The organism is Sutterella parvirubra YIT 11816 (assembly GCF_000250875.1).
Taxonomy (GTDB): domain Bacteria; phylum Pseudomonadota; class Gammaproteobacteria; order Burkholderiales; family Burkholderiaceae_F; genus Sutterella; species Sutterella parvirubra.
In genome coordinates this window covers 1-23,786 of sequence record NZ_JH604873.1, presented here as the reverse complement: position 1 = coordinate 23,786, position 23,786 = coordinate 1, and the positions used below count along the sequence as shown (strand labels likewise).

Sequence of the window (23,786 nt, the reverse complement as noted above, 5' to 3'; positions counted from 1 at the left end):
GCGCTCCGAAAAGAAAGGGGACCGGCATTCGAAACCGGTCCCCTTTGTTTTCGGGACGCCTCGGCCTGAGGCTTTCGGGCTTTTCGGGCTTTTCGATCTTTACCCATGCGGAACCCCCTTCGTCAGTTCGGGGCGAAGTTGGCGAGGCCGTGCGCGACGAAGCGGGTCACCATCCGTTCGACGACCGCGGGGATCGGGCGTTCGCCGTGTTCCCAAGCGTTCACGAGACGCGCGGAGACGCGCACGATGTCGGCGAGTTCGTCCTGCGAGAGGCCGAGCGCTTCGCGGATCTGCTGAAGTCTAGAGCCGTTCATAAGTCCTCCTGATGTTTTCCTGATATTTTCCTGATCTTTTGAAGACGGTTTTCCGATCTTCCTTTGCGCGAGAAGCGATTTCTCACGTTCGTCATCATTTTATCAGGACCCGATCAGCGCGTCATCAGATCGGCCCCTCGTGTTTCCAAAGGCCCCCGACCAGTTTGTCCTTCGGGCGCCCCCCTTTTCCCACCCCTTTTCACGCCGAGGGCGAAGCTCCCATCCGAACCCGGCCCCCGCGTTTCCGGGGCGCTCGGAGCGACCGGCGTACCGCCCGTTCCTTCTTCCGGAGGGACCTCTTCACGTCCCCTTTTTCTCATTTCGGCATCACGAATGACGAACTGATGACCCCCTGATTTCTTTAAAAATCAACACGTTCATGCTGATCGACGAAATCACGGCGGCCCCGGCAACGGGCCCTCCATGAAGAGCGACTTCTTCAACCGGCCCGTCAGCGGACGGGCCCCAAGGAAACGCAAAATGTCATCAGCTAAGAAAATCGGTCTCGTCGCATGTACCGGCATCGTCGCCGGGAACATGATGGGTTCCGGCATCGCCCTCCTGCCCGCCAACCTGGCCGGGCTCGGCTCCATCGCCATCTTCGGGTGGATCATCGCGCTCATCGGCGCCCTTTCGCTCGCCTACGTCTATGCGCGTCTCGCGACCGTCAACCCGCAGCAGGGCGGCCCGATCGCCTACGCGGGCGAAGTGAGCCAGGTCTTCGGCTTCCAGACGGGCGTGCTCTACTACCACGCCAACTGGATCGGCAACCTCGCGATCGGCATCACCGCCGTCTCGTACCTCTACGTCTTCTTCCCGATCCTCAACAGCCCGGTGGCCGCGGGCTTGACCTGCATCGCCATCGTCTGGATCTTCACGCTGATCAACATGCTGGGCGGCAGCTGGGTCGCCAAGCTCTCGACGCTCGGCCTCATCGCGGTGCTGATTCCCGTCGTGGGCACGGCCTTTGCGGGCTGGTTCTGGTTCGACCCGCAGCTCTACCTCCAGAACTGGAACACGTCCGGCACGACCGACGTGAGCGCCGTCATCAAGAGCGTGCTCTTCTGCCTCTGGGCCTTCGTTGGCATCGAATCGGCCGCCGTCTCGACGGGTCTCGTCGACAACCCGAAGCGCACCGTTCCGCTCGCCACCATGCTGGGCACGTGCCTCGCGGGTACGGTCTACATCCTCGCCTCGCAGGTGATCGCCGGCATGTTCCCGGCGGACGTGATGGCCGCCTCGGGCGCGCCCTTCGCGGTGAGCGCCTCGACGATGGTGGGCGACTGGGCCGCGCCCGTCGTCTCCGCCTTCACCGCGCTCGCCTGCCTCACCTCGCTCGGCTCCTGGATGATGCTCGTCTCGCAGGCCGGCGCCCGCGCCGCCAAGGACGGCAACTTCCCGAAGATCTACGGCGAACTCGACAAGAACGGGATCCCGCGCAAGGGCCTCATCCTCGCCTCCGTCAAGATGACCATCCTCATGCTCGTCCTCACGGCCATCAACTCGATGTCCTCGGACGGGAAGGCCTCCGACCTCTTCGGGATGCTCACCGGCATCGCGGTTCTCCTCACGATGCTCCCGTACTTCTACTCCTGCATCAACCTGCTGCGCATCGAGGGCGCGAGCACCCGCAACCTCGTGAGCGTCGTCGCCTGCGTCTTCGGCTGCGCCTTCTGCTTCATCGCCTTCACCGGGGCGGGCAACACCGAACTCGTCGCCACCCTCGTCGTGAGCCTCGTGATCCTGATGTTCTACTCCTGGAAGAAGGGGACGCACCAGGCGATCGTCGACGCCGCCGAGCGCGCTCAGGCGAGCCTCGTCGGCCAGCAGCCCACCCTCGCCTCCGCCGACGACTGATGTCCGGCATCACGCATTCGAAACACGAACGATCTTTCCGGAGAACAACAATGAACATCATCGTCGAGCTGATTGAAGCCGGGGCCTACTACAAGGACGCCCCGATCCACGACCTCAACAACGCGCTCAAAGGCCGCGGCTTCGAAGTGGTCTTCGCGAGCGACGCCGAGGACCTGATGCGCATCGTCGAGAACAACGCCCGCCTCTGCGGCGTGATCATCGACTGGGACACGTGCCCGAAGGACCTCTGCCAGCGCATCCACGCCTTCAACGACTTCCTCCCCGTCTACGCCTTCTCGAACAGCGACGACGTGACGGACGCCTCGATGGAGGACCTGAAGTTCAACGTCGAATTCTTCGAGTACGGGCTCTCCTGCGCGGAGGACATCGCGCTCACGATCTCGCAGAAGACCCAGGAGTACGTCGACGCGATCACGCCGCCCTTGACCCGCGCGCTCTTCCGCTTCGTCGACCAGGGGAAGTACACCTTCTGCACGCCGGGCCACATGAGCGGCACCGCCTTCCAGCGCAGCCCCATCGGCACGATCTTCTACGACTTCTTCGGCGCGAACACCTTCAAGTCGGACATCTCGGTCTCGGTGGGTGAGCTGGGGTCGCTTCTCGACCACTCGGGTCCGCACGCCGAAGCCGAAAAGTTCATCGCGGAAACCTTCAACGCCGAACGCAGCTACATCGTCACGAACGGCACCTCGACCGCGAACAAGATCGTCGGCCTCTACTCGGCCCCGTCCGGGAGCACGATCATGATCGACCGCAACTGCCACAAGTCGCTCACGCACCTCATGATGATGAGCAACGTGACGCCGATCTATCTGCGCCCGACCCGCAACGCCTACGGGATCCTGGGCGGCATTCCCCGCAAGGAATTCATGCCGGAGACGATCGCGGGCCGCGTCGAGAAGACGCCCAACGCCACGTGGCCGGTGCACGCCGTCGTCACGAACTCCACCTACGACGGGCTCTTCTACAACACGGACTTCATCAAGCGCACGCTCGACGTGAAGTCGATCCACTTCGACTCCGCGTGGGTCCCCTACACGAACTTCAGCCCGATCTACAAGGGCAAGTGCGGCATGTCCGGCGACGCCGTCCCGGGCAAGGTCATCTACGAGACGCAGTCGACGCACAAGCTTCTCGCCGCCTTCTCGCAGGCCTCGATGATTCACGTCAAGGGTGAGATCAACGAAGCGACCTTCAACGAGGCCTTCATGATGCACACGTCGACCTCGCCGATGTACCCGATCGTCGCCTCGACGGAAACCGCCGCCGCGATGATGCGCGGGAACGTGGGCCGACGCCTCATCGACGAGTCGATCGAACGCGCGATCCGCTTCCGCAAGGAAGTGAAGCGCCTGCACGCCGAAACCGACTCCTGGTTCTTCGACGTCTGGCAGCCGGAAAACATCGACGAGAAGGCCTGCTGGGAGTTGAAGCCCGAAGACGCGTGGCACGGCTTCAAGAACATCGACGGCGACCACATGTTCCTCGACCCGATCAAGGTGACGCTCCTCACCCCGGGCATGAACAAGGACGGCACGCTCTCCGAGCGCGGCATCCCCGCCTCGATCGTCTCGAAGTACCTCGACGACCGCGGCATCATCGTCGAGAAGACCGGTCCCTACAACCTGCTCTTCCTCTTCAGCATGGGGATCGACAACACGAAGGCGATGGGGCTTCTGCGTGCGCTCTGCGACTTCCGCCGCGACTACGACCGCAACCTTGAAGTGAAGCGCGCGCTCCCGTCGCTCTACGCCGCGAATCCCGCCTTCTACGAAGGGATGCGCATTCAGGAACTCGCCCAGGGCATTCACGCGCTCATCCGCGAGCACAACCTGCCCGAGCTCATGTTCAAGGCCTTCGACGTCCTCCCCGACATGGTGATGACGCCCTATGCGGCCTTCCAGAAGGAGCTCGTGGGCGAAGTCGAAGAGGTCCGCATCGAGGAGATGATCGGCAAGATCAACGCCAACATGATCCTCCCGTACCCGCCCGGCGTGCCGCTCGTCATGCCCGGCGAGATGCTGACGGAGGAAAGCCGTCCGGTGCTCGACTTCCTCCTGATGCTCTGCGAAATCGGGGCGCACTTCCCCGGGTTCGAAACGGACATCCACGGCGCCTACCGTCAGCCCGACGGCGGCTACACCGTAAAGGTGATCCGACAGGGCTGAACCTGAAGGGCGCGCCGCCCCGGTTCCCGGCCCGGAGCGACGCGTCCCGTCCGGAGCCGACCATGCCGAACGAACGCGGAAGGACTCGAACCCCGCTTCCCGCCCAGGAGCCGCGCACCCGCGCGCTCCCGCCGCCGGAGCGCGCTCGCGCCCCTTCCGCTTCGCTCCCCCTCACGGCTCCCTCACGCAGCTCGGCCGATTCCCGACCGGGCTCTCCGCACATCCGGGACCCGCACTCACTCGAACAGAAGGAGTTGAACATGACGGAAATGGAACCCCAAGTTCAGGACGCCGCCCAGAACGCCATCGTGGCGGAAAGACGCGCGAAGCTGGAGAGAATCCGCGCGGCCGGCGTCGCCTACCCGAACGACTTCGAACGCAAGGACCTCTTCGGCGACCTCACGGCGCAGTACGGCGGCAAGACCGCCGAAGAGCTCGAAGCCGAACGCCCCGAAGTGGCCGTCGCCGGCCGCATGATGCTGAAGCGCCTCATGGGGCGCGCCAGCTTCGCGACGGTGCGCGACTTCACGGGCGCGATGCAGTACTTCGTGCAGGAGGACGCGGTCGGGGCCGAGGCCTACGCCGCCTTCAAGCAGTTCGACCTCGGCGACGTCGTCGCCGCCCGCGGCACGCTCTTTCGCACGAAGGCGGGCGACCTCGCGGTCGCGGTGCGCGACATCCGCCTGATGGCGAAGTGCATCCGGCCGCTCCCCGACAAGCACAAGGGGTTGGTCGACACCGAAATGTGCTACCGCCAGCGCTACGTCGACCTCATCATGAACGAGGAGTCGCGCTCGCGCTTTCTCGTCCGCTCGAAGGCGATCGCCGCGATCCGCGGCTTCATGATCGCGAACCGCTTCCTCGAAGTCGAAACGCCGATGCTCCACCCGATTCCCGGGGGTGCCAACGCAAAGCCCTTCGTGACGCACCACAACGCGCTCGACATGGACATGTACCTGAGGATCGCGCCGGAGCTCTACCTGAAGCGCCTCGTGGTGGGCGGGTTCGAACGCGTCTTCGAAATCAACCGCAACTTCCGCAACGAGGGCGTCTCGGCGCGTCACAACCCGGAATTCACGATGATGGAGTTCTACGCGACCTACTGGACGTACCGCGACCAGATGGACTTCACCGAAGCGCTCCTTCGTCACGTCGCCCAAGAGGCGACGGGCTCGGCCGTTCTCCACTATCAGGGCGAGACCATCGACCTGTCGGAGCCCTTCGACCGGTTGACGCCCGTCGACGCCATCCGCAAGTACAACCCGCAGTACGCCGACGCGGACCTCACGTCGGTCGGGTACCTGCGCGCGGAGCTCGAACGCCTTGAGGCCGATATCCCGATCGACGCGGGGTTGGGGTCGCTCCAGATGACGCTCTTTGACGAAACGACGGAAAAGAAGCTCATCAAGCCCACCTTCATCATCGACTACCCGACGGAGATTTCGCCTCTGGCGCGCGCCTCGGACGAAAACCACGACGTCACCGAACGGTTCGAGCTCTTCATCGCGGGACGCGAAACGGCGAACGGGTTCTCGGAACTGAACGACCCGGACGATCAGGCCGAGCGCTTCCGCGCGCAGGTTGAAAGGAAGAGCCACGGCGACGACGAGGCGATGTACTACGACGCCGACTACATCGCGGCGCTTGAGTACGCGCTGGCGCCGACCGCGGGCTGCGGCGTGGGCATCGACCGCTTCATGATGCTTCTCACCGACGCCCCGACCATCCGCGACGTGCTCCTCTTCCCGCACATGCGCCCCGAAGGGAAGTAGTCCGGACACTTTCGGGCGACGTTTGCCCCTGCTTACGCTTTCCCGGCCGCCCCGGCGGCCGCGAAAGCGCGGGCGCGGGGCAGACTCTTCGCCCAACACCCGAATCGGAGAACGCCATGCCCCGCAACAAGATGAGCGTCACGCAGCTCACCTTCCTCACCGGCCTCAACATGATCGGCTCCGGGATCATCATGCTCCCCGCCAAGACGGCGAAGATCGGCATGATCTCGCTTCTCGCCTGGGGCGTGACGATCGCGGGCGTGCTCGCGCTCTCCCACTGCTTTGCGAAGTGCGGGATGCTCTCGCGCCACCGCGGGGGCCTGGGCGGCATCGCCGAGTACGCGTTCGGGCGCTCGGGCTCCTTCATGACGAACTACACCTACGGGCTCTCGCTCGTCATCGCGAACGTGGCGATCGGGATCACCTCGGTGAGCTACCTCACCGACTTCCTCGGCTTCGCGCTCTCGCCCTGGACGTCGGGCCTCATCACGGTGGCGCTCCTCTGGCTCTCGACCCTCGCCAACTTCGGCGGCCCCAAGGTGACGGGGCGGCTCTCGGCCGCGGTCTTCTGGGGCGTGCTCATCCCGCTTCTCATCTTCCTCGCGGTGGGGCCCTTTCACTTCAGCGCGGCGCTCTTCGCCGCGAACTGGAACCCCTCGGGGATGCCGGTCGCAGACGCCGTGCACGCCGCGCTTCCGATGCTTCTTTGGTCCTTCCTCGGGTTGGAGAGCGCCTGCGCCAACTCCGAGTCCGTCGACAATCCTGACAAAAATGTTCCGAAAGCTGTTCTTCTGGCGACGGTGGGCGTCGCGTTTTTCTTCGTGGCGACGTCGGTGCTCGTGGGCGGCATGGTGCCCAACGCAGAGCTGGCGGATTCCTCGGCTCCATTTGGGATCGTTTTTGCGTCGCTCTTCGGCGGGACGACCGCCAAGGTTCTGACGATCCTGATGGGCCTCTCCTGCACGGGTTCGATGATGGCCTGGCAGTTCACGCTCTCGCGGGTGCTGAAATCCTCGGCCGACATCGGCTACTTCCCGCGCATCTTCAGGAAGGTGACCCGCAAGGACGTCCCGATCGCCGGGATGGTCGTGATCACGCTCGTGCAGACCGTCCTCGTGGCGATCTCGGCGACGCCCTCGCTCTTCGGACAGTTCTCCGTCCTCGTCGACCTCTCCGTCGTCACGAACATCATCCCGTACGTGAGCTGCATCGCGCCCCTCTACCTTCTCGTGCGGCTCGACCACGCGAAGCTCCGGCAGCCCCGCCTCATCGTCTTCAACACGACCGTCGCGCTTCTCTACGTCTTCTACGTGCTCCTCACGATGGACGCCTTCACGATGAAGCTGGCGACGCTTGCGGTCTTCTCCGGCTGGACGATCTACGCGGCGCTCGTTGCGCGCAACAACGTGAACGCGCCGCCCGCCGCGCCCACGCCGCCCTCACCTTAGACGGAAACCATCGGCCCCGGCTTCGTCATAGAATGGTCCGACACAAAACCCCTTTTGCAGAGGTACCCCCATGACCGAAGCCGTTCGACAGGTTCTCGAAACCGCCCGCCGCCGCTTCACGACGAAGCACTACGACCCGGCGAAGCACATCTCCCGCGAACAGATGGAGGCGCTCCTTGAAGTGCTCCGTCTGGCGCCTTCCTCCGTCAACATCCAACCCTGGCACCACTACGTCGTGGCGAGTCCCGAAGCGCGCGCGAAGCTCATGCCCGCCGTCAAGGACTTCAACATCGAGCGCGTGCGGCACGCCGACGCGGTGATCCTCCTCGCCATCGAAAAGAACGTCGGCGAAGACGCCTGGCTCGACAAGCTCTTCGCCCAGGAAGTGGCGGACGGGCGTCTTCCCTCCGGCGCCAAGGCGGACGAAATCGATCAGCTCCGCCGCACGGCCGCGAAGGCCTACTGCCGCGATCAGGCGGCCGCGGAGCGGTGGGCGTCCGAGCAGGTCCACATCGCGCTCGGCTTCGTCCTGATGGCCGCCGCGCAGATCGGCGTGCAGACGACGGTTTTGGGCGGCCTCTGGTTCGAGCAGGTCGACGAGATCTTCGGCATCGCCCGGGAGGGCCGTCACGTGGTCGTCGGGCTCGCGGTCGGGGTGGGTGATCCGGCGGATGCGAACGCCGTGCGTCCCAAATCGCGACTTCCGATGGAAGAAATCGTCACGCTTCTTTAATACCGTTGGATCCCGTGCGGAAACACTCCATAATGGAAGAAACGAACCGCACGAGGATCCGACATGCGCAAACTCTTCGCCTTCTCCGCCGTCACGGTCGCCGTGGGCGCAGCGCTCTACGCCGGAATCGGCTATTGGGCCGTACCGCACTACTCCCGGCAGATCCTTGAGGAAACCGTCGCCCAGAAGCTGGGCCGCACGGTGACGCTCGACGCCGTCGACTTCAATCCCTGGACCTGGGTCTATGAAATCCGCGGGCTCACGATCGCGAGCCGCCGCGGGGAGGCGCCCCTTCTTGAATTGGGGCTCCTGCGCGTCGACGCGAGCGCCGAGACGATCACGAAGATGGCGCCGGTCCTCTCGGAACTCACGATCGACGGCCTCAAGGTCACCGCGACGGTGAACGACGAGAACATCGCGGAACTGGAAAAGCTCACGGGCTCCACGGGCGACGCCGCCCCCGCCGCGGAGGCGTCCTCCGACCCGGGCGGCATTCCCGCCTTCGCCGTCTACAACATCTCGGTCAAAAACAGCTCCTTTGCGCTCGTCGACACCACCCGCGGGATCGAAGAGCGCTTGACCGACGTCGAACTCGCGCTCCCCTTCGTGAGCACGATGGAAGCCGGGGGCGAGAGCCTCGTCACGCCGAAGCTCTCCCTCAACTGGAACGGCACGCCGGTGGTCGCCGAAGGCTCCACGAAGCCCTTCGGCTCGACCCTGGAAGCCCAGATGCGGCTCAAGATCGACGGGCTCGACGTCACGCCCCTGGCGCGCCTCGTCCCGGACGCCCTTCCCGAAGGGCTGACCCTCGCCTCGGCGAAGCTTTCGACCGACACCTCGGTCTTCTTCCGGAACGCGACCGGCGGCGAACCCGCCGCGATCAACGTCTCCGGCACGACGTCGCTCGCCGACGTGGCGTTGACGACGGGCGCCGGGAAGACGATGAAGACCCCCGCCTCCCTCAAGCTCGCCCGCGTGACCCTCAAGTCGGTCGACCCGACGAAGGCTTCGGCCGACGTCGACGAAGTGCTGATCCGGGGCGTGCGCGTCGCGGCGGAGCGGAACGCCGACGGCGTGGGCCTTTCGGGCGCGATGCCGAAGGCCGGAACCGGAGCTGCGGCCCCGGCTGCGGAGGCGTCCTCCTCCGCGTCCGATGCGGGCTCGTCCGCCGCCTGGAGCTGGCGCCTGGGCCGCGTGGCGGTCGAAGACGTCGGCGTCACCTTCACGGACCGCACCACGGCGCCCGCCGCGTCGCTCTCGGTCGCGAACCTCAAGGCCGAGGTTCAGAACCTCGCCTCCTCGGGCGACCCGGGCAAGGCGAGCTTCTCGATGAACGTTCTGGGCGGCTCGATGAACGGCTCCGGCACGGTGTCGGTGAGCCCGGTGGGCGGGAGCTTCACCTTGAACGCTTCGAAGCTGGCCCTCGCGCAGATTTCGCCCTACGTGAAGAGCGTGATGGGGGCGGACCTCGCCGGTCAGTTCACGATGAACATGAAGGCGGAGGGGACGCCTGAGCGCGTGAAGCTCTCGGGCGACGCGTCGCTTGCGAACCTCGCGCTCACGAAGGCGGGCGCGAGCATGGCGGCCGTCAAGTCCGCTTCCGTCAAGATCGCCTCGATCGACACGGGGACCTCCTCCGCGCAGATCGACCGCGTGAACGTCACGAGCGCCGACATCCGGGCCGTGATGACGAAGGCGGGGCTGAACTTCACCGAAGGGCTCGCCTCGGGTGAGGAAGAGAAGACCGACGAAAAGGCCCTGGCGCAGAAGTCCGCTTCGACGGCTCCCGCCTGGCAGTGGTCCGTCGGGACGGCCGAACTCAAGAATTCGCGCTTCTCCTTCCGCGACGAAACGATCTCGCCCAAGGGCGACGCGCAGCTCGAAAACGTCAACGTCACGGTGAAGAACCTCTCGTCGAAAGCCGGCACCCAGTCGGTGCTCGACCTCTCGGCGGGCGTGGGCGGAGGGACGCTCAACGTCGCCGGGAACTTCGGGATCTCGCCCGTCGCCGCTTCGCTCGACGTCGAAGCGCAGAAGGTGGGGCTCGCCCCGTACGGCAACCTGATGCGCGGCTACGCCGGCGTGGGCGCCAAGGCGGGCACGGTGGAGCTTCGCGGGCGTTTGGGCTTCGCGGACGACGTCCCCAGCTGGAAGGGTGATGCGTCGCTCACGTCGCTCGACCTCGTGAACGCGAAGGGGAGCGGCCTCATGAGCTGGAAGAGCGCGTCGTTGACCGGCATGGACGTGGCCGGGGGCGAACCGCCCCGGATCATCATCGCCCGCGCCGAAGTCGACCAGCTCGGCGAAAAGCAGACCGAAACGGTCCGCGGCGCGCTGGGGTTGGCGGGCATCGTCGCGCAGCTTGCCGGCAAGGAAAGCGTCGGGAAGAAGATCGCCAAGGTCGAGGACAAGCTCTCGGGCTCGATCGTGCTCGAAAACATCCGCTACGTCGACGGCGCCTTCTCCGCAGAGGGCGTCTCCGCGGCGAGCGTCGGCGGGATTCTTCTGCAGAAGCTCTCCGAATCGGTGGGCGGCAAGTGGTTGGGCCAAGGCGCCGCGACCGACGCGAAGAAGTAGCCTTCAAGACGACGAAAGCGCACGTCCTTCGGGGCGTGCGCCTTCCAACGAGGAGTTCTGAGCGGGTCGGGCGGAGCGGCTTTTCCGGAGTCCGAAAATGGGAAAGCCCGCACGGCCTTCAACCGTACGGGCTTGTCATGGTGCCGGAGAAGAGATTTGAACTCCCGACCTTCGCATTACGAATGCGCTGCTCTACCAGCTGAGCTACACCGGCAACCTGATTTTTTCCGTTCCGTTCGGCTTCGTTTGAGGCCGTTCAGATCAGAGATTCGAATTATGCAGAGGTGCGGAAGAGCTGACAAGGGCGTTTTACATTTTGTTTCATCTAGTCGCGCTTTCTCGTCTTGTGGTCCTTGGGACCGGCCAAGGATTCGCTGACCCGCGCCCTAAAATGGTTCTTTTAACGTGAATCTGCGAATCCGTCCGGATTCCCCGCCCACCAAACCTACCGAACGCCCTGCCCCATGCCGAACGCCATCCTCCGCCGCGCGCTCCCTCACCCCGACGACACGGACCGCTTGGGAAGCGATCTTGCCGCCGCCGTGCGCCTCGTGCGCCCGGAAGGGCTCGCTTTGCGTCTTGAGGGGGATTTGGGCGCCGGGAAGACGTCGCTTGTGCGCGCGATGCTGCGCACCTGGGGGTGGACGGGTCCGGTGAAGAGCCCGACGTTCGCGCTCCTGGAGTCCTACCCCGTCGACGGGTACGACTTCCATCACTTCGACTTCTACCGGTTCGAGTATCCGGAAGAGTTCGACGAAGCGGGCTTTCGCGAGATGTTCGGGCCGGGGCGCATCTGCGCGACCGAATGGAGCGCGCGCGCCGAACCGTACCTGCCCGCCGCGGACCTCATCGTGCGGCTCTCGCACGAGGGTTTGGGCCGCAGGGCCGAAGTCGAGGCCCTGACGGACGCGGGCCGTGCGGTCGCGGCCGCCCTCGAAGGAGCGGACGGGCAATGACGCAGCGCCGCGTTCTTCTTCAGGCCGCCGCCGGAACGCTCCTCTTCACGCTCGTTCCGATCGCCGCTTCCGCCAAGACCGCGAACATGGTCGCCGTGCGCATGTGGCCCGCGGAGGAGTACACGCGCGTGACGCTCGAGTCGGACGCGCCGCTTCAATACAAGCACTTCTTCGTGCGATCGGCGAAGCCCCTGCGCCTCGTCGTCGACATCGAGGGGCTCGCGCTCACCGAGGGGCTGCGCCGTCAGATCGCGGACGTGAAGGCGGACGACCCCTACGTCGCGGCGATCCGCGTCGGACAGCACAGCCCGGGCGTCGTGCGCCTCGTCATGGACCTCAAAACCGAGGTGAAGCCCGAGGTCTTCCTGTTGAAGCCCTTCGGCGACTACCAGTATCGCCTCGTCTTCGACATCTACCCAGAACACCCCCGCGACCCCGTGGGCCGCATCCTCGCCGGGATGGCCGAGGACGACGACCCGATGGGGGACCTTCTGGGCGAAGCCTCGTCGACGGACGGCGACCCCCTGGGCGACATCATCGCGGGGCTGGGCAAGGACACGTCGCCCCCGAAGGCGGCCGAGAAGCCCAAGAGCACCGCGGGCGCCTCGAAGCCCGCGAGCAAGAAGTCCCCGAAGCTCATCATCGTCGTCGACCCCGGTCACGGGGGCGAAGACCCGGGCGCGATCGGCCGGCGCGGCACCAAGGAAAAGACCGTGGTGCTCGCGATCGGGAAGCGCCTCGCGCAGCTCATCAACGCCGAACCCAACATGCGCGCCATCATGACGCGCTCGTCGGACCACTTCGTGAGCCTGGGCGGGCGCGTGCAGATCGCGCGCCGCGCGAAGGCGCACCTTCTCGTCTCCATCCACGCGGACGCCTGGGTGAAGAGCACGGCGAGGGGCTCTTCGGTCTTTGCGCTCTCGCAGAAGGGGGCGACGTCCGCCGCCGCCCGGTGGCTCGCGAAGAGCCAGAACGAGTCCGACCTCATCGGCGGCGTCAACATCGCCAACGTCGACAAGGCCGTGGCGAGCGTTCTGGTCGACATGACTTCAAGTTGGACGATCGGCTACAGCCTGTCGCTCGGTTCCGCCGTCCTGGGCGAGATGAAGCGCATCAACCGCCTCCACAAGGCGCAGGTCGAGCAGGCGGGCTTCGCGGTGTTGAAAGGCCAGGGCATTCCGTCGATTTTGGTCGAGACCGCCTTCATCTCGAACCCCGAAGAAGAAAAGCTCCTGAAGAGCTCCGCGCACCAGAACAAACTCGCCCGCGCGATCCTCACCGGCATCAAGAAGCAGCTCGCCGCGGACCCGACCATTTTGAACAGCTGAAGAGCGCGAAACGCTACAATATTGGGATTAGGTTCACCACGGGCCGGGCGTCGTGAAGCCCGGCCCTTCCACACCCAACGGAGTGTTTCGTCATGGCTCTTGTTTCCATGCGCCAGCTGCTCGATCATGCGGCTGAAAACGGTTACGGCGTCCCCGCCTTCAACGTCAACAACCTCGAGCAGGTTCAGGCCATCATGGCCGCGGCGAGCGAAGTCGGCGCCCCCGTGATCATGCAGGCCTCTGCGGGCGCCCGCAAGTACGCCGGCGAAGCCTTCCTGCGCAAGCTGATCGAAGCCGCCGTCGAGGCCTATCCCGACGTGCCCGTCTGCATGCACCAGGACCATGGTCAGAGCCCGGCCGTCTGCCAGGCCTCGATCCGCTCGGGCTTCACGTCCGTCATGATGGACGGCTCGCTCATGGCCGACGGCAAGACCGTCTCCTCCTACGAGTACAACGTCGACGTGACGCGCCGCGTCGTCGAGATGGCCCACTGCATCGGCGTTTCCGTCGAAGGCGAACTGGGTTGCCTCGGGTCCCTTGAAACGATGCGCGGCGACAAGGAAGACGGCCACGGCACCGACGCCGTCATGACGCGCGAACAGCTCCTCACGGACCCGGACCAGGCCGCCGACTTCGTGAAGGCGACGCAGTTGGACGCCCTCGCCATCGCGATCGGCACCTCGCACGGCGCCTACAAGTTCACGCGCAAGCCCACCGGCGAAACGCTCTCGATCCAGCGCGTGAAGGAAATCCACGAACGCCTCCCGAACACCCACCTCGTCATGCACGGCTCCTCGTCCGTGCCGCAGGAATACCTCGCGACGATCCGCGAGTTCGGCGGCGACATGCGCGAAACGTACGGCGTTCCCGTCGAAGAGATCCAGGAAGCGATCAAGCACGGCGTGCGCAAGGTCAACATCGACACGGACATCCGTCTCGCGATGACCGCCGCGGTCCGCCAGTTCCTCGCTCAGAACCCGTCGAAGTTCGACCCGCGCGACTTCCTCAAGGTCGCCCGCAAGGCCGCGACGGAGCTCTGCAAGGCGCGCTACCTTGAATTCGGCTGCGAAGGCCAGGGCGCCAAGATCAAGCCGATCGCGCTCGACCGCATGGCCGCGCTCTACGCCGACGGCACGCTTCGCCAGAACGTGATCTGACCGGCGCCGGCGTCGTGAACGTCAACGCGCGTTTCGCCCGAAGATTCCTTCTGCGGGCGGACGCGCGTTTTTCCTTTTGACGCCCCTTTCACCCGGATCGGTTAAACCTGCGTACCGCACGGACGACCGTGCGCCGATCAACCCCTTGCCGCGACCACCACTCCACTCCACACCATGACCAAACCCAACGAGAAGCCCGCCAACGCCGAAGACCTCAAAGGCAAGAAGGGCCTCAAGCGCCTCATCAACGCCACCCGCTACTCCTGGCAGGGGATCCGCGCGGGCTGGGTGAACGAAGCCGCCTTCCGCGAGGAGTGCGCGCTGGCGATCGTGATGATTCCGATCGCGCTTTTTCTTCCGGTGACGATCCTGGAGAATATGCTCCTCGTCAACAGCGTGCTCTTCGTGCTCTTTGCCGAAATCACGAATTCGGCGATCGAAGCCGTCGTCGACCGCTTCGGTCCGGAAATCCACCCGCTCGCCGGCCGCGCCAAGGACATGGGGAGCGCCGCGGTGCTCTTCGCGCTCGTGATCTGCGGGCTCACCTGGCTCGCCGTTGCCGGGCCCGTCCTCTGGAGCTGGATCGTCTGAAGAGCCCCGTCTCCTGCGGACGCTTCGCCCTGAACATTTTCACACAAAGGCGATGCCTCGCCCTCAGCGCCGTCCGAAGGCCCGCCCGGCGATACAATCGGTGCGGACCTTCCACCCAACCCCCATTCTCCAAGGAGACACCCATCATGTCGGGTCTTTCTCAGACGCGCATTCCTTCTCTTCAAAAGGTCTACAGCGGCAAGGTCCGCGACAGCTACGCCGTGGGCGAGGACAAGCTCCTCATCGTCGCTTCGGACCGCATCTCCGCCTTCGACGTCATCCTGGGCGACCCGATCCCGGGCAAGGGCAAGGTCCTCACCGCCATCACGAATTTCTGGTTCAAGCAGCTGGACGGCGTCCTCCCGAACCACCTCACGGGGATTGATCCCGAATCGGTCGTTCGTCCCGAAGAAGCCGACCAGGTCCGCGGCCGCGCCGTGGTTGCGATGAAGCTGAAGCCCATCCTCGTCGAATGCGTCGCCCGCGGCTACCTCATCGGCGGCGGTTGGAAGGAATACTGCGAAACGGGCGCCGTCTGCGGGATCAAGCTCCCGGCGGGTCTGCGCATGGCGGAAAAGCTCCCCGAACCGATCTTCACCCCGGCCGCGAAGGCCGAAGTCGGCACGCACGACGAGAACATCACGTTCGAGCGCGTGGTCGAGCTCTACGGTGAAGAGGTCGCGAACACCATCCGCAACGCCACGCTGGAACTCTACCGCCGCGCGAGCGAATACGCCGCGACGAAGGGCATCATCATCGCCGACACGAAGTTCGAGTTCGGCATCGACGCCGAAGGGAAGGTCCGCCTGATGGACGAAGTCCTCACGCCCGACTCCTCCCGCTTCTGGCCCGCCGAAGACTACGAAGTCGGCACCTCTACGAAGAGCTTCGACAAGCAGTTCATCCGCGACTGGCTCGAAACGCAGCCCTGGGACAAGACCCCGCCCGCCCCGAAGGTTCCCGACGACATCGTCGAGAAGACCGCGGACAAGTACCGTGAGGCGCTGCGCCGCCTGACCGGCACCGACATCGAGCCGTAAGCGCCGTCTCCGACTCCGACCCTCCGGCCCGCCCAGCACACGACGGGCGGGCCCGCAGGGGAAAGCGCCGCGCTCACACGCGCCCCGCTTTCCCCTGCGTTTTTCAACTTTCCAACTTTCTTTTCAGAGGCCACACCCGCCATGCAGAACACGCTTGAAACGAACGAACGGCCCGTCGTCGGCATCGTCATGGGCAGCAACTCCGACTGGGACGTCATGCAGCACGCCGCGCGCATGTTGAAGGACTTCGGCGTTCCCTTCGAAGCCCGCGTCGTGAGCGCGCACCGCATGCCCGACGAAATGTTCGAGTACGCCGAAGGCGCCCGCTCACGCGGTCTGCGCGTGATCATCGCGGGTGCGGGCGGCGCCGCGCACCTCCCCGGCATGATCGCCGCGAAGTGCACGCTGCCCGTCTGCGGCGTGCCGGTCCCGTCCAAGTACCTCCGCGGCGTCGACAGCCTCCACTCGATCGTGCAGATGCCCAAGGGCGTCCCGGTCGCGACCTTCGCGATCGGCGAAGCCGGCGCCGCCAACGCCGCGCTCTACGCCGTGCAGATCCTCTCCGTCACGGATGAGACGCTCGCGCGCCGCTTGGCCGACTTCCGCATCGCGCAGAACGCCAAGGCCCGCGCGATGACGCTGCCCCTCGAAACGCTCTGAGGAACGACGACGATGGATCACGACGTCCTTCTCCCGGGCGAAACGCTCGGCCTCATGGGTGGCGGCCAGCTGGGCCGCATGTTCGCGCAGGCCGCCGCGACGATGGGCTACCACGTGGCGGTATTGGAACCCGGCGCCACCTCCCCCGCGGGTGAGGTGGCGCTCCGGCAGATTGCCGCCCGCTACGACGACGCCGAGGGGCTCCGAACCCTCGCGCAGACCGTGCGCGCCGTCACGACCGAATTCGAAAACGTCCCGGCCGCGAGCCTGCGTGCCCTCGCCGACGCGGGCCTTCGCACGACGCCCTCCGCCGACGCCGTCGCCGCGACGCAGAACCGCAACGTCGAGAAGGCCTTCATCAAGCGCGCCGGCGTGCCCGTCGCGCCCCACGCGCGCGTCGCGTCCGAAGCCGACGTCGCGGCGCTCCCGGCGGAACTCTTCCCCGGCATCCTCAAGACCGCGAGCCTCGGCTACGACGGCAAGGGCCAGGCCCGCGTCGCGAACGTCGAGGAGACGCTCGAAGCCTTCCGCGCTTTCGGCGGGGTGGAATGCGTGCTGGAGAAGCGCCTCGCCCTGAAGCTCGAAGTCTCCGTCATCGTCTGCCGCGGTCTGGACGGCGCAACGAAGACCTTCCCAGTCTCGGAGAACGTCCACCGCAACGGCATCCTCGCCGTCTCGGTGATGCCCGCCCGCATCGATGACGCCACCGCGAACCGCGCCCGCGAATACGCGGGCCGCATCGCCGAAGCGCTCGACTACCGGGGCGTTCTCTGCGTGGAACTCTTCATTCTCGAAGACGGCTCGATTCTCGCGAACGAATTGGCGCCGCGCCCGCACAACTCCGGCCACGCGACGATCGACGCGTGCGTGATGAGCCAGTACGAAGCGCAGGTGCGCGTGATGGCGGGGCTCCCGCTCGGCTCGACCGAGCAGCACAGCGCCTCCGTGATGCTGAACCTTCTGGGGGACCTCTGGTTCGACGAGAAGGGCGAAGCCGCAACGCCCGACTGGGCAAAGCTTCTCAGCATTCCCGGCGTGAAGCTTCACCTCTACGGCAAAGCAGAGGCTCGCCCCGCCCGCAAGATGGGGCACGTCACCGTCGTCGCGCCCACGGGTGAACTTGCGATGGCGCGCGCCCGCGAAGCGGCCCGCGTGCTTGGTCTTCCCGAGCCGATCTGATACTCTTTCGGCTCAACGCGAACGGCCGGCGTCCGATCCGTGACGTCGGCCGCGTCTTTTCCGGATACCTCACAGCATGACCGAAACGCCCAACTTCGACATCGACTTCGACGCCGTGGAACGCGCCGCCCGCATTCTGGAAGAAGGCGGTCTCGTCGCCATCCCGACCGAAACGGTCTACGGGCTCGCCGCCGACGCCGACAACGCCGACGCCGTGCTCGCCACGTACAAGGCGAAGGGCCGTCCCGCGGACCATCCCCTCATCGTGCACGTCGCCGACGCCGACGCGATCGACTTCTGGGCGGAAGGCGTGCCCGAAGCCGCCCGCACGCTCGCGCGCCTCTACTGGCCGGGGCCGCTCACGATCGTGCTGAAGAAGAAGCCCCGCTGCGGGCTCTGGGTGACGGGCGGTCAGGACACGGTGGCGCTCCGCTGCCCCTCGCACCCCGTCGCGCATGCGCTTTTGGAGCGCTTCTCGGGCCCGACCAAGAAGGGCCTCACCGCCCCCTCCGCCAACACGTTCGGGCGCATCAGCCCGTCGACGGCCGGGCACGTCGCGCAGGATCTGGGCGTGAAGCCCGAGGGGAAGCTCGACATGATTCTGGAGGGCGGCCCCTGCGAATTCGGGATCGAGTCGACGATGGTGAACCTGTCGTCGGGCCGCCCCGAGGTGCTCCGCCACGGGGTCATCACCCGCGCGATGCTCGAAGAAACGCTGGGCGTTCCCGTTCCCGACGCCGGGAAGGACGCGCCCCGCGCCTCCGGTCGTTTGAAGAGCCACTACGCTCCGAAGACGAAGCTGGAGCTCGCCCAGCCCGATGCGTACGTCGAGACGGTGCTTCGCTGGACGGCGGAAAACGCCGGTCCCGTCGCCCTGATGGCGCCCGCCGCGACGCTCGCGAGGATCCGTGAGGCGCTCGCCCCCGAGCGCATCGCGCTCGCGATTGAAGCTTCGCCCGACGTCCTGCACTACGGCGCCGAGCTCTACGATCATCTTCACGCGTTGGACGACGCCCGGGCCACGCGCATCTTCGTCGAGGCGCCCCCGGCGACCCCTGAATGGGCCGCCGTCAACGACCGTCTCGGGCGCGCCGCCGCCTGAGGCCCGACAAGGAGTCCGTCATGATTCATCTTTGGGGCATCACCCGCTGCTCTTCCGTGCGCGACGCGATCAAGGCGCTCGAAGCGCACGGCATCGAGTACGCCTTCCACAGCTTCGATCAGGAACACCCTTCCGACTGGCAGGTCCGCCTCTGGGTCGACGGACTCGGGCGCAAAAAGATCATCAACCCGAGCTCGCGCCCGTGGCGCGCGCTCGACCTCGCGACCCGGGAGCGCGCCAAGGTCGACGACAAGGCGGCCGCCGCGGTGCTCACCGAGCACCTCTACGTCATCCGCCGCCCGTTGGTCGCCTGGCCCGACGGCAAGCTCACCTGCGGCCTCGCCGACTTCAAGGCGCGCCTTGAGGAGGAGCTCAACCCGTGACCGACACGCAGAACCGCCCCGTCGGACTTCTGGATTCGGGCTTCGGCGGCCTCTCCGTCACCCGCGCCGTCCGTGCGGCCCTTCCCCACGAAGACCTCGTCTTCGCGGCGGACTGCGGCTTCGCCCCTTGGGGCGACCGCACCGACGACTTCATCCTGGAGCGTTGCGGCCGCCTGGTCGAATTCCTGGAAGCGAAGAACATCAAGGCGCTCGTTCTCGCCTGCAACACCGCGACGGCCGTCTGCGCGGCGCCCCTGCGCGCGAGGCTCTCGATTCCCGTGGTCGGGATCGAGCCCGCGGTCTTCCCCGCGGTGCGTGAAACCGAAACGGGCGTCGTCGGCGTCATCGCCACGGCGAAGACCGTGGCGAGCGCCAAGTACGGGAAACTCGCGGCGGAAGCGCTCGCCTGGGCGAAGGACGCCCGGGGGCTCGACGTGAAGCTCTTCTCGCAGGGCTGCCCCGGACTGATGGAATGCGTCGAGCGGGGCGACTTCGAGGGTGAGGAGACCCTGCGCCTCATCGAAGCCTACGTCGCGGAGATGCGCGCCGCGCATGCCGACCGGATCGTCCTCGGCTGCACGCACTATCCGTTCCTCTCGGACGCGATCGCCCGTGCGGTGCCCGACGCGGAACTCCTCGACCCCGCGCCCGCGGTCGCGCAGCAGCTCGTGCGCCGCCTCACGGAAGAGGGACTTCTTCGCGCGGAGGACGGTCACATCGGAAGCGCGGAATTCTTCGCGACCGGCGCCGACGCCGCCCGCGAAACGGTTCTGCAGGCGCTCTGGCCCGGGAAGCCGACGCTTCACGAGCTCCCCTGACGGGAAGGTACAAAAAGGCCCCGGCGTCGAAACCCCGGGGCCTCTTCATGTTCGGCGTTGAAGGCCGCTCAGGCGCGCAGCTCCAGCACCGGGAGATCCTCGTCGCGGACGTAGGGCGCGAACTTCTCGCGGATCACGTCCGGAATCGTAGCCTTCTCAAGCCCGCCCTTGGCGGACTCCGACGGACGCACGCAGACGGCCGTCTCGACGCACTGAAGGCGCAGTTCCTCACCCATGTGCACCGTCATCGCGAAGCGCACCGAGCTCTCCCCCAGGCGCTCGATCCAGAGGCGCCCCACGCACTTATCACCCGCGCGCGACGGCGCCGCGAAGTCGCTTCGGATCCCCGCGATCGGGAAGCCCACGCCGTAGGTCTTCCACGTCTCGATGAAGCCCGTGCCGAGGACCTCGAGGTAGAAGTCCTCCATGAGCGCGTTGAGGATGTAGTAGTACTGCGGGTGAAAGACGATCCCCGCAGGGTCGCAGTGGCTGAAGCGGATGTGGACCGGACGCTCGAAAATCTGCGTGGACATGGGCGAAGCCTTTCCTCTGGTGTGAATCAACGGATCCACGAGCGTAGCACGGCGCGCACCGGACTCGCTTCGACGCCCTCCAACCGGAGCGGCAGCGCGATCAGCTCATAGTCGCCGCCTTCCACATCCCGGAAGTCGAGGTTTTCCAAAATCAGCATGTCGTGCACGAGCGCCGTGCGGTGGGCGGGGAGGTCCCGGCTCTCGGCCGGGTCGACGCTCGGTGCGTCGATCCCGATCAGGACGACCCCGCGCTCATGAAGCTCGCGGATCATCGCGGGCGCCAAGGGGCGGTAGTCCGTGCACCAGCCTTCCGGGAGCGACTTGCGGGTCTTCAGAAGAAGCCGTGCGGGGAGCGGCCCGTCCGGCATCTCGTCGATCGTGATGGGCGACGCGTCGCCTTCCCTCTCGGACAAGTCCACCACGCGTGCGCGCCCGATGAACGTTTCCAAGCGCAGGCTCGCGATGTCGCAGGCCTTGCTGTCCAGGTGCATCGGTGCGTCCACATGGGCGCCCGCGTGCGGGCTCATGTGGATGGTGGAGACGTTGGCGCAGCCGCCGTCGTTGATGCGTTCGTTCCAGAGGACCTGGAAGGGCGTGTCGCCGGGGAAGACCGGCGTCGCGGGATGAAGTCGCGGCGAGATGTCCCAAATCGTGCGCATGAGGGCTTCCTTCAGGGGTGGCGGAAATCGAGTTCGGATGCACCATTGTCGCCGATTTTCCTCACCCGCCATCCGCCGCGTTTTGGGTGATATGTCGGATTCGATTCGTCCCGAAGCAACCTTGTCGGCGGGCGCTCCCCGAGCGCACAATATGAGTACTCACCTTATGGAACACTCAATCATGAGCGAGAAGACCGAGAAGAAGGCTCCCGCAACGCCCACCTGGGGCCCCGACAAGGTGCGCACGGCCGTCGTGCGGCGCCTGCAGAAAAACGGCTGGCGCCACGTCTACGAAGTGCGCAGCGTCTACGACCCCGCGACGAAGAACACCCGCGTGCTCGCGTCGAAGCTTTTGGGGAAGCTCCCGCCGGGCGTCGACGATTTGAACGGCATGGTCCCGACCGACAAGCGCTATTCGCCCGTGAAGAGCGCCAAGACCGAAAAGGCCGAGAAGGCGGAGAAGGCGGAAGAAAAGGCCTCGAAGCGCCGCGAGGCGGCGGTGCTCTCCGCACTTCTTGCCCGCGAGTCGCTCGGCCCCAAACACCAGGAAGCACCCGGCCCCGACGAGGAGACGCTCACGCTCTGCGGCCGCGCCGCCATGCGCGCGCCCTCCCACGCGAAGGACTTCCCCGTGCGGTTGGTCTCGATCAAGTCGCGGGACCGCTTGGCCGCGCTCTACGTCGCCAGGCTTCCTGAAGACGCCGACGACGAATCCAAAGCGAAGGCCGCAGACAAGGCGAAGAAGGGTGCGGGGCTTCTCGCCCTCATCATGAAGAAGCCCGCGGCGGACGCCGACCCCCGCGAGGCGTTGGAGCAGGCGGTCACCGCGGGCGCCGCGCTCCAGAGCGTGCTCACCGTCCTTCAGGCCCGAGGCTTCGCGGCGAAGACGGTGTCCGCATGCGACTTTGCAGAGCCCGACGGGCTCTACGACCCCGAGGCCGAAACGATCGTCTGCTTCATCCTCTGCGGGACGCCGAAGAAGGCGCTCGCGAAGTCGCCCGATCCGGACCTCTTCAAGGGGAAGGCGAAGCGGGGCGTCCTCACCCTTTGGTGAGCGAATCAGGAGGGATCGTCGGCTTCGGGCTTTTCGGACTTGTCCGACGCCAGCGGTCCTTCCGCCTTCTCCTTCTCCAACTGACGGCCCTCGCGCCGGGCGCGCGCCTCGGCTTCCAACGCCGCGCGCGCCTCACGCTCTTCGGCCGCCGCCCACAGGTTGACGACGCTCTCCGCCATGGCGCGCATCGTCAAGGGCGCGCAGCCCTCCGCCTTGTTGTTCGCGACGGCCCAGACGGGCTGACCGCTTCGCGCGGCGCGCACGATCAAAGAGGCAAGGAGCGTCCTCGTCGCGGGGTCGGCGGAAACGATGCGGTTGAAGGGCGTCCACTCGCGCCGGGCGCGCTCGAAGAATTGGTTCTGCGCCAAGGACCACCGGATCACCAAGGGTCCCGAGAAGCGCCAGTCGTCGACCGCGGCGGCCGCCGCATCCTCAGGCGTCTCGGTTTCGTACCAGCGGAGCGCCGAAATCTGCCGACGCACGTCCGGCATCGACGGGTGCACGCCCAGAACGGGCCGCACGCCGACGCGCTTCAAGGTGCGCATCATGCGGGGCGTCAGGAGCTCGGGATTGCGGAATTCCGCAGCGAGAACCCGCGCGACCACCGCTTTTTCGGCGAGCGCCTCGAAGAACGCCCCGATTCTCTCCACCACCTCGGGAACGAGTCCGGCCTTCCGGAGCGCGCCCCGGGGCCAGGGCGAGATTTCGAAGACGAGCGCCCCCGTCTTGTCCCCGAGCCCCTGTTCGACGGGCTTCAGGAACCGCTCGAAGGCGAGCTTCGGATTCAGAAAGTCGGCGTTGACGCCCGCCACGCGGCCGCCTTCGTGCCGCAGGAACGGGTCCGTGACGAGCCTCGGCGCCTTGACGAGAAAGCTGAAGTCGTCGGGGACCTGCGCGCCGAAGCGTGCGAACTCCGTCGCGGAGAGCGGCCGGTAGAAGTTGCGGTCGATCCCGACCGTGCGGAAGATCGGATGCGCGGCGTAGGCTGCGAGGCCTTCCGCCGCCATCCGGCGCGAGCCGCTCGAAGGCGAATAGACGATGCCGCGCCAGCCGGGGAAGTTCCAACTCGAGGTTCCCAGCCGCACGCCCTTCGGGAGCTTCTCGCCCAAGCGCACCAACGCCGCATCGGCGTGCATCGGCGCAACCGGTGCGTCCTCGACCGGAAGGTCGTCAAAGAGCGGCGTCGTCGGGTTCAAATCCATGGCGGGCGAGTCTCCGGAATCCTCTCCAAAGTATACTTCTCTGTTCCTCGTCTTTCGTTCTCAACCATGCGCGCACCCCGTCTTCCTGCCGACGGAAAGCCGGTTTTCCCGACTCCCGCCCGCCGACGCCCGTCGGCGTCGGCGCGCTTCGGCGCTCTCTTCGGTGCTCTTCTCGCCGCCCTGGCGCTCGCCCTCCCGGGCGCGCACGCCGCACGAGCGGCGGACGACCCGGCG

General features: G+C 66.2%; 21 protein-coding genes and 1 tRNA gene. 17 read left to right on the top strand and 5 right to left on the bottom strand.

The genetic code is table 11. The annotated features are described in order from the left end of the window. Positions 1 to 122: 122 nt before the first annotated feature. Positions 123 to 314, bottom strand: coding sequence for a helix-turn-helix domain-containing protein (locus HMPREF9440_RS01660; RefSeq protein WP_008540862.1), 192 nt, complete (start codon positions 312 to 314; stop codon positions 123 to 125). A 480-nt stretch (positions 315 to 794) separates the two neighbouring features. Between HMPREF9440_RS01660 and cadB the strand changes: the two genes are divergently transcribed. From cadB to HMPREF9440_RS01630, 6 genes are all read left to right on the top strand, one after another. After that, positions 795 to 2,171: a cadaverine/lysine antiporter gene (cadB, locus tag HMPREF9440_RS01655; protein WP_040763203.1), complete on the top strand. Its 1,377-nt coding sequence runs from the start codon at positions 795 to 797 to the stop codon at positions 2,169 to 2,171. A gap of 50 nt (positions 2,172 to 2,221) precedes the next feature. Next, the gene (locus HMPREF9440_RS01650) at positions 2,222 to 4,360 is read left to right on the top strand and encodes a lysine decarboxylase LdcC (protein ID WP_008540857.1); all 2,139 of its coding nucleotides are present in this window, start codon (positions 2,222 to 2,224) and stop codon (positions 4,358 to 4,360) included. A gap of 260 nt (positions 4,361 to 4,620) precedes the next feature. Continuing rightward, positions 4,621 to 6,132, top strand: a complete 1,512-nt coding sequence (gene lysS / locus HMPREF9440_RS01645; RefSeq protein ID WP_008540856.1) for a lysine--tRNA ligase — start codon at positions 4,621 to 4,623, stop codon at positions 6,130 to 6,132. Positions 6,133 to 6,248: 116 nt separating this feature from the next. Further along, on the top strand, positions 6,249 to 7,580 hold the full coding sequence (gene potE, locus HMPREF9440_RS01640; RefSeq protein ID WP_008540855.1) for a putrescine-ornithine antiporter: 1,332 nt from the start codon (positions 6,249 to 6,251) through the stop codon (positions 7,578 to 7,580). A gap of 70 nt (positions 7,581 to 7,650) precedes the next feature. Beyond that, positions 7,651 to 8,313: a nitroreductase family protein gene (locus HMPREF9440_RS01635; protein WP_008540854.1), complete on the top strand. Its 663-nt coding sequence runs from the start codon at positions 7,651 to 7,653 to the stop codon at positions 8,311 to 8,313. A 63-nt stretch (positions 8,314 to 8,376) separates the two neighbouring features. Continuing rightward, positions 8,377 to 10,890 (top strand): DUF748 domain-containing protein, encoded by a 2,514-nt coding sequence (locus tag HMPREF9440_RS01630; protein ID WP_008540852.1) that lies wholly within the window; start codon positions 8,377 to 8,379, stop codon positions 10,888 to 10,890. A gap of 138 nt (positions 10,891 to 11,028) precedes the next feature. Here HMPREF9440_RS01630 and HMPREF9440_RS01625 read toward each other — a convergent pair. After that, a tRNA-Thr gene (locus HMPREF9440_RS01625) sits at positions 11,029 to 11,104 on the bottom strand. Between the two features lie 250 nt (positions 11,105 to 11,354). On the opposite strand from HMPREF9440_RS01625, the gene tsaE reads away from it, so the two are divergent. From tsaE to murI, 10 genes are all read left to right on the top strand, one after another. Then, on the top strand, positions 11,355 to 11,846 hold the full coding sequence (gene tsaE, locus HMPREF9440_RS01620; RefSeq protein WP_008540850.1) for a tRNA (adenosine(37)-N6)-threonylcarbamoyltransferase complex ATPase subunit type 1 TsaE: 492 nt from the start codon (positions 11,355 to 11,357) through the stop codon (positions 11,844 to 11,846). Continuing rightward, on the top strand, positions 11,843 to 13,174 hold the full coding sequence (locus HMPREF9440_RS01615) for an N-acetylmuramoyl-L-alanine amidase (RefSeq protein WP_008540849.1): 1,332 nt from the start codon (positions 11,843 to 11,845) through the stop codon (positions 13,172 to 13,174). Before tsaE ends, HMPREF9440_RS01615 begins: the two co-directional genes overlap by 4 nt. A 92-nt stretch (positions 13,175 to 13,266) precedes the next feature. Then, the gene (gene fba / locus HMPREF9440_RS01610) at positions 13,267 to 14,331 is read left to right on the top strand and encodes a class II fructose-bisphosphate aldolase (RefSeq protein WP_008540848.1); all 1,065 of its coding nucleotides are present in this window, start codon (positions 13,267 to 13,269) and stop codon (positions 14,329 to 14,331) included. A gap of 174 nt (positions 14,332 to 14,505) precedes the next feature. After that, positions 14,506 to 14,922 carry a diacylglycerol kinase gene (locus HMPREF9440_RS01605; RefSeq protein WP_008540846.1) on the top strand — a complete coding sequence of 139 codons (417 nt, stop codon included), beginning with the start codon at positions 14,506 to 14,508 and terminating at the stop codon, positions 14,920 to 14,922. 143 nt (positions 14,923 to 15,065) lie between these two features. Next, the gene (locus HMPREF9440_RS01600; protein WP_172634266.1) at positions 15,066 to 15,962 is read left to right on the top strand and encodes a phosphoribosylaminoimidazolesuccinocarboxamide synthase; all 897 of its coding nucleotides are present in this window, start codon (positions 15,066 to 15,068) and stop codon (positions 15,960 to 15,962) included. A gap of 141 nt (positions 15,963 to 16,103) precedes the next feature. Beyond that, positions 16,104 to 16,622: a 5-(carboxyamino)imidazole ribonucleotide mutase gene (gene purE / locus HMPREF9440_RS01595; RefSeq protein WP_008540844.1), complete on the top strand. Its 519-nt coding sequence runs from the start codon at positions 16,104 to 16,106 to the stop codon at positions 16,620 to 16,622. Positions 16,623 to 16,634: 12 nt separating this feature from the next. Then, complete coding sequence (locus HMPREF9440_RS01590; RefSeq protein WP_008540843.1) at positions 16,635 to 17,801, top strand: 5-(carboxyamino)imidazole ribonucleotide synthase; 1,167 nt, start codon at positions 16,635 to 16,637, stop codon at positions 17,799 to 17,801. Positions 17,802 to 17,877: 76 nt separating this feature from the next. Next, positions 17,878 to 18,903: an L-threonylcarbamoyladenylate synthase gene (locus tag HMPREF9440_RS01585; protein WP_008540842.1), complete on the top strand. Its 1,026-nt coding sequence runs from the start codon at positions 17,878 to 17,880 to the stop codon at positions 18,901 to 18,903. Between the two features lie 20 nt (positions 18,904 to 18,923). Further along, positions 18,924 to 19,286 (top strand): ArsC/Spx/MgsR family protein, encoded by a 363-nt coding sequence (locus HMPREF9440_RS01580; RefSeq protein ID WP_008540840.1) that lies wholly within the window; start codon positions 18,924 to 18,926, stop codon positions 19,284 to 19,286. Continuing rightward, positions 19,283 to 20,104 carry a glutamate racemase gene (gene murI / locus HMPREF9440_RS01575; RefSeq protein WP_008540838.1) on the top strand — a complete coding sequence of 274 codons (822 nt, stop codon included), beginning with the start codon at positions 19,283 to 19,285 and terminating at the stop codon, positions 20,102 to 20,104. Before HMPREF9440_RS01580 ends, murI begins: the two co-directional genes overlap by 4 nt. A gap of 68 nt (positions 20,105 to 20,172) precedes the next feature. Here the strand turns inward: murI and HMPREF9440_RS01570 are convergent, their stop codons facing one another. Together HMPREF9440_RS01570 and HMPREF9440_RS01565 are read right to left on the bottom strand one after the other, a co-directional pair. Further along, entirely contained in the window at positions 20,173 to 20,637 is a 465-nt protein-coding gene (locus tag HMPREF9440_RS01570) for an acyl-CoA thioesterase (protein WP_008540836.1), read from the bottom strand. 26 nt (positions 20,638 to 20,663) lie between these two features. Further along, a complete protein-coding gene (locus HMPREF9440_RS01565; protein ID WP_008540834.1) occupies positions 20,664 to 21,296 on the bottom strand; it encodes a cyclase family protein in 633 nt (210 codons plus the stop codon). Positions 21,297 to 21,477: 181 nt separating this feature from the next. On the opposite strand from HMPREF9440_RS01565, the gene HMPREF9440_RS01560 reads away from it, so the two are divergent. Further along, on the top strand, positions 21,478 to 22,350 hold the full coding sequence (locus HMPREF9440_RS01560; RefSeq protein WP_040763202.1) for a nitroreductase family protein: 873 nt from the start codon (positions 21,478 to 21,480) through the stop codon (positions 22,348 to 22,350). A gap of 5 nt (positions 22,351 to 22,355) precedes the next feature. Here HMPREF9440_RS01560 and HMPREF9440_RS01555 read toward each other — a convergent pair whose 3' ends face one another. After that, positions 22,356 to 23,552, bottom strand: a complete 1,197-nt coding sequence (locus HMPREF9440_RS01555) for a DUF72 domain-containing protein (protein WP_008540831.1) — start codon at positions 23,550 to 23,552, stop codon at positions 22,356 to 22,358. Between the last annotated feature and the right edge of the window lie 234 nt (positions 23,553 to 23,786).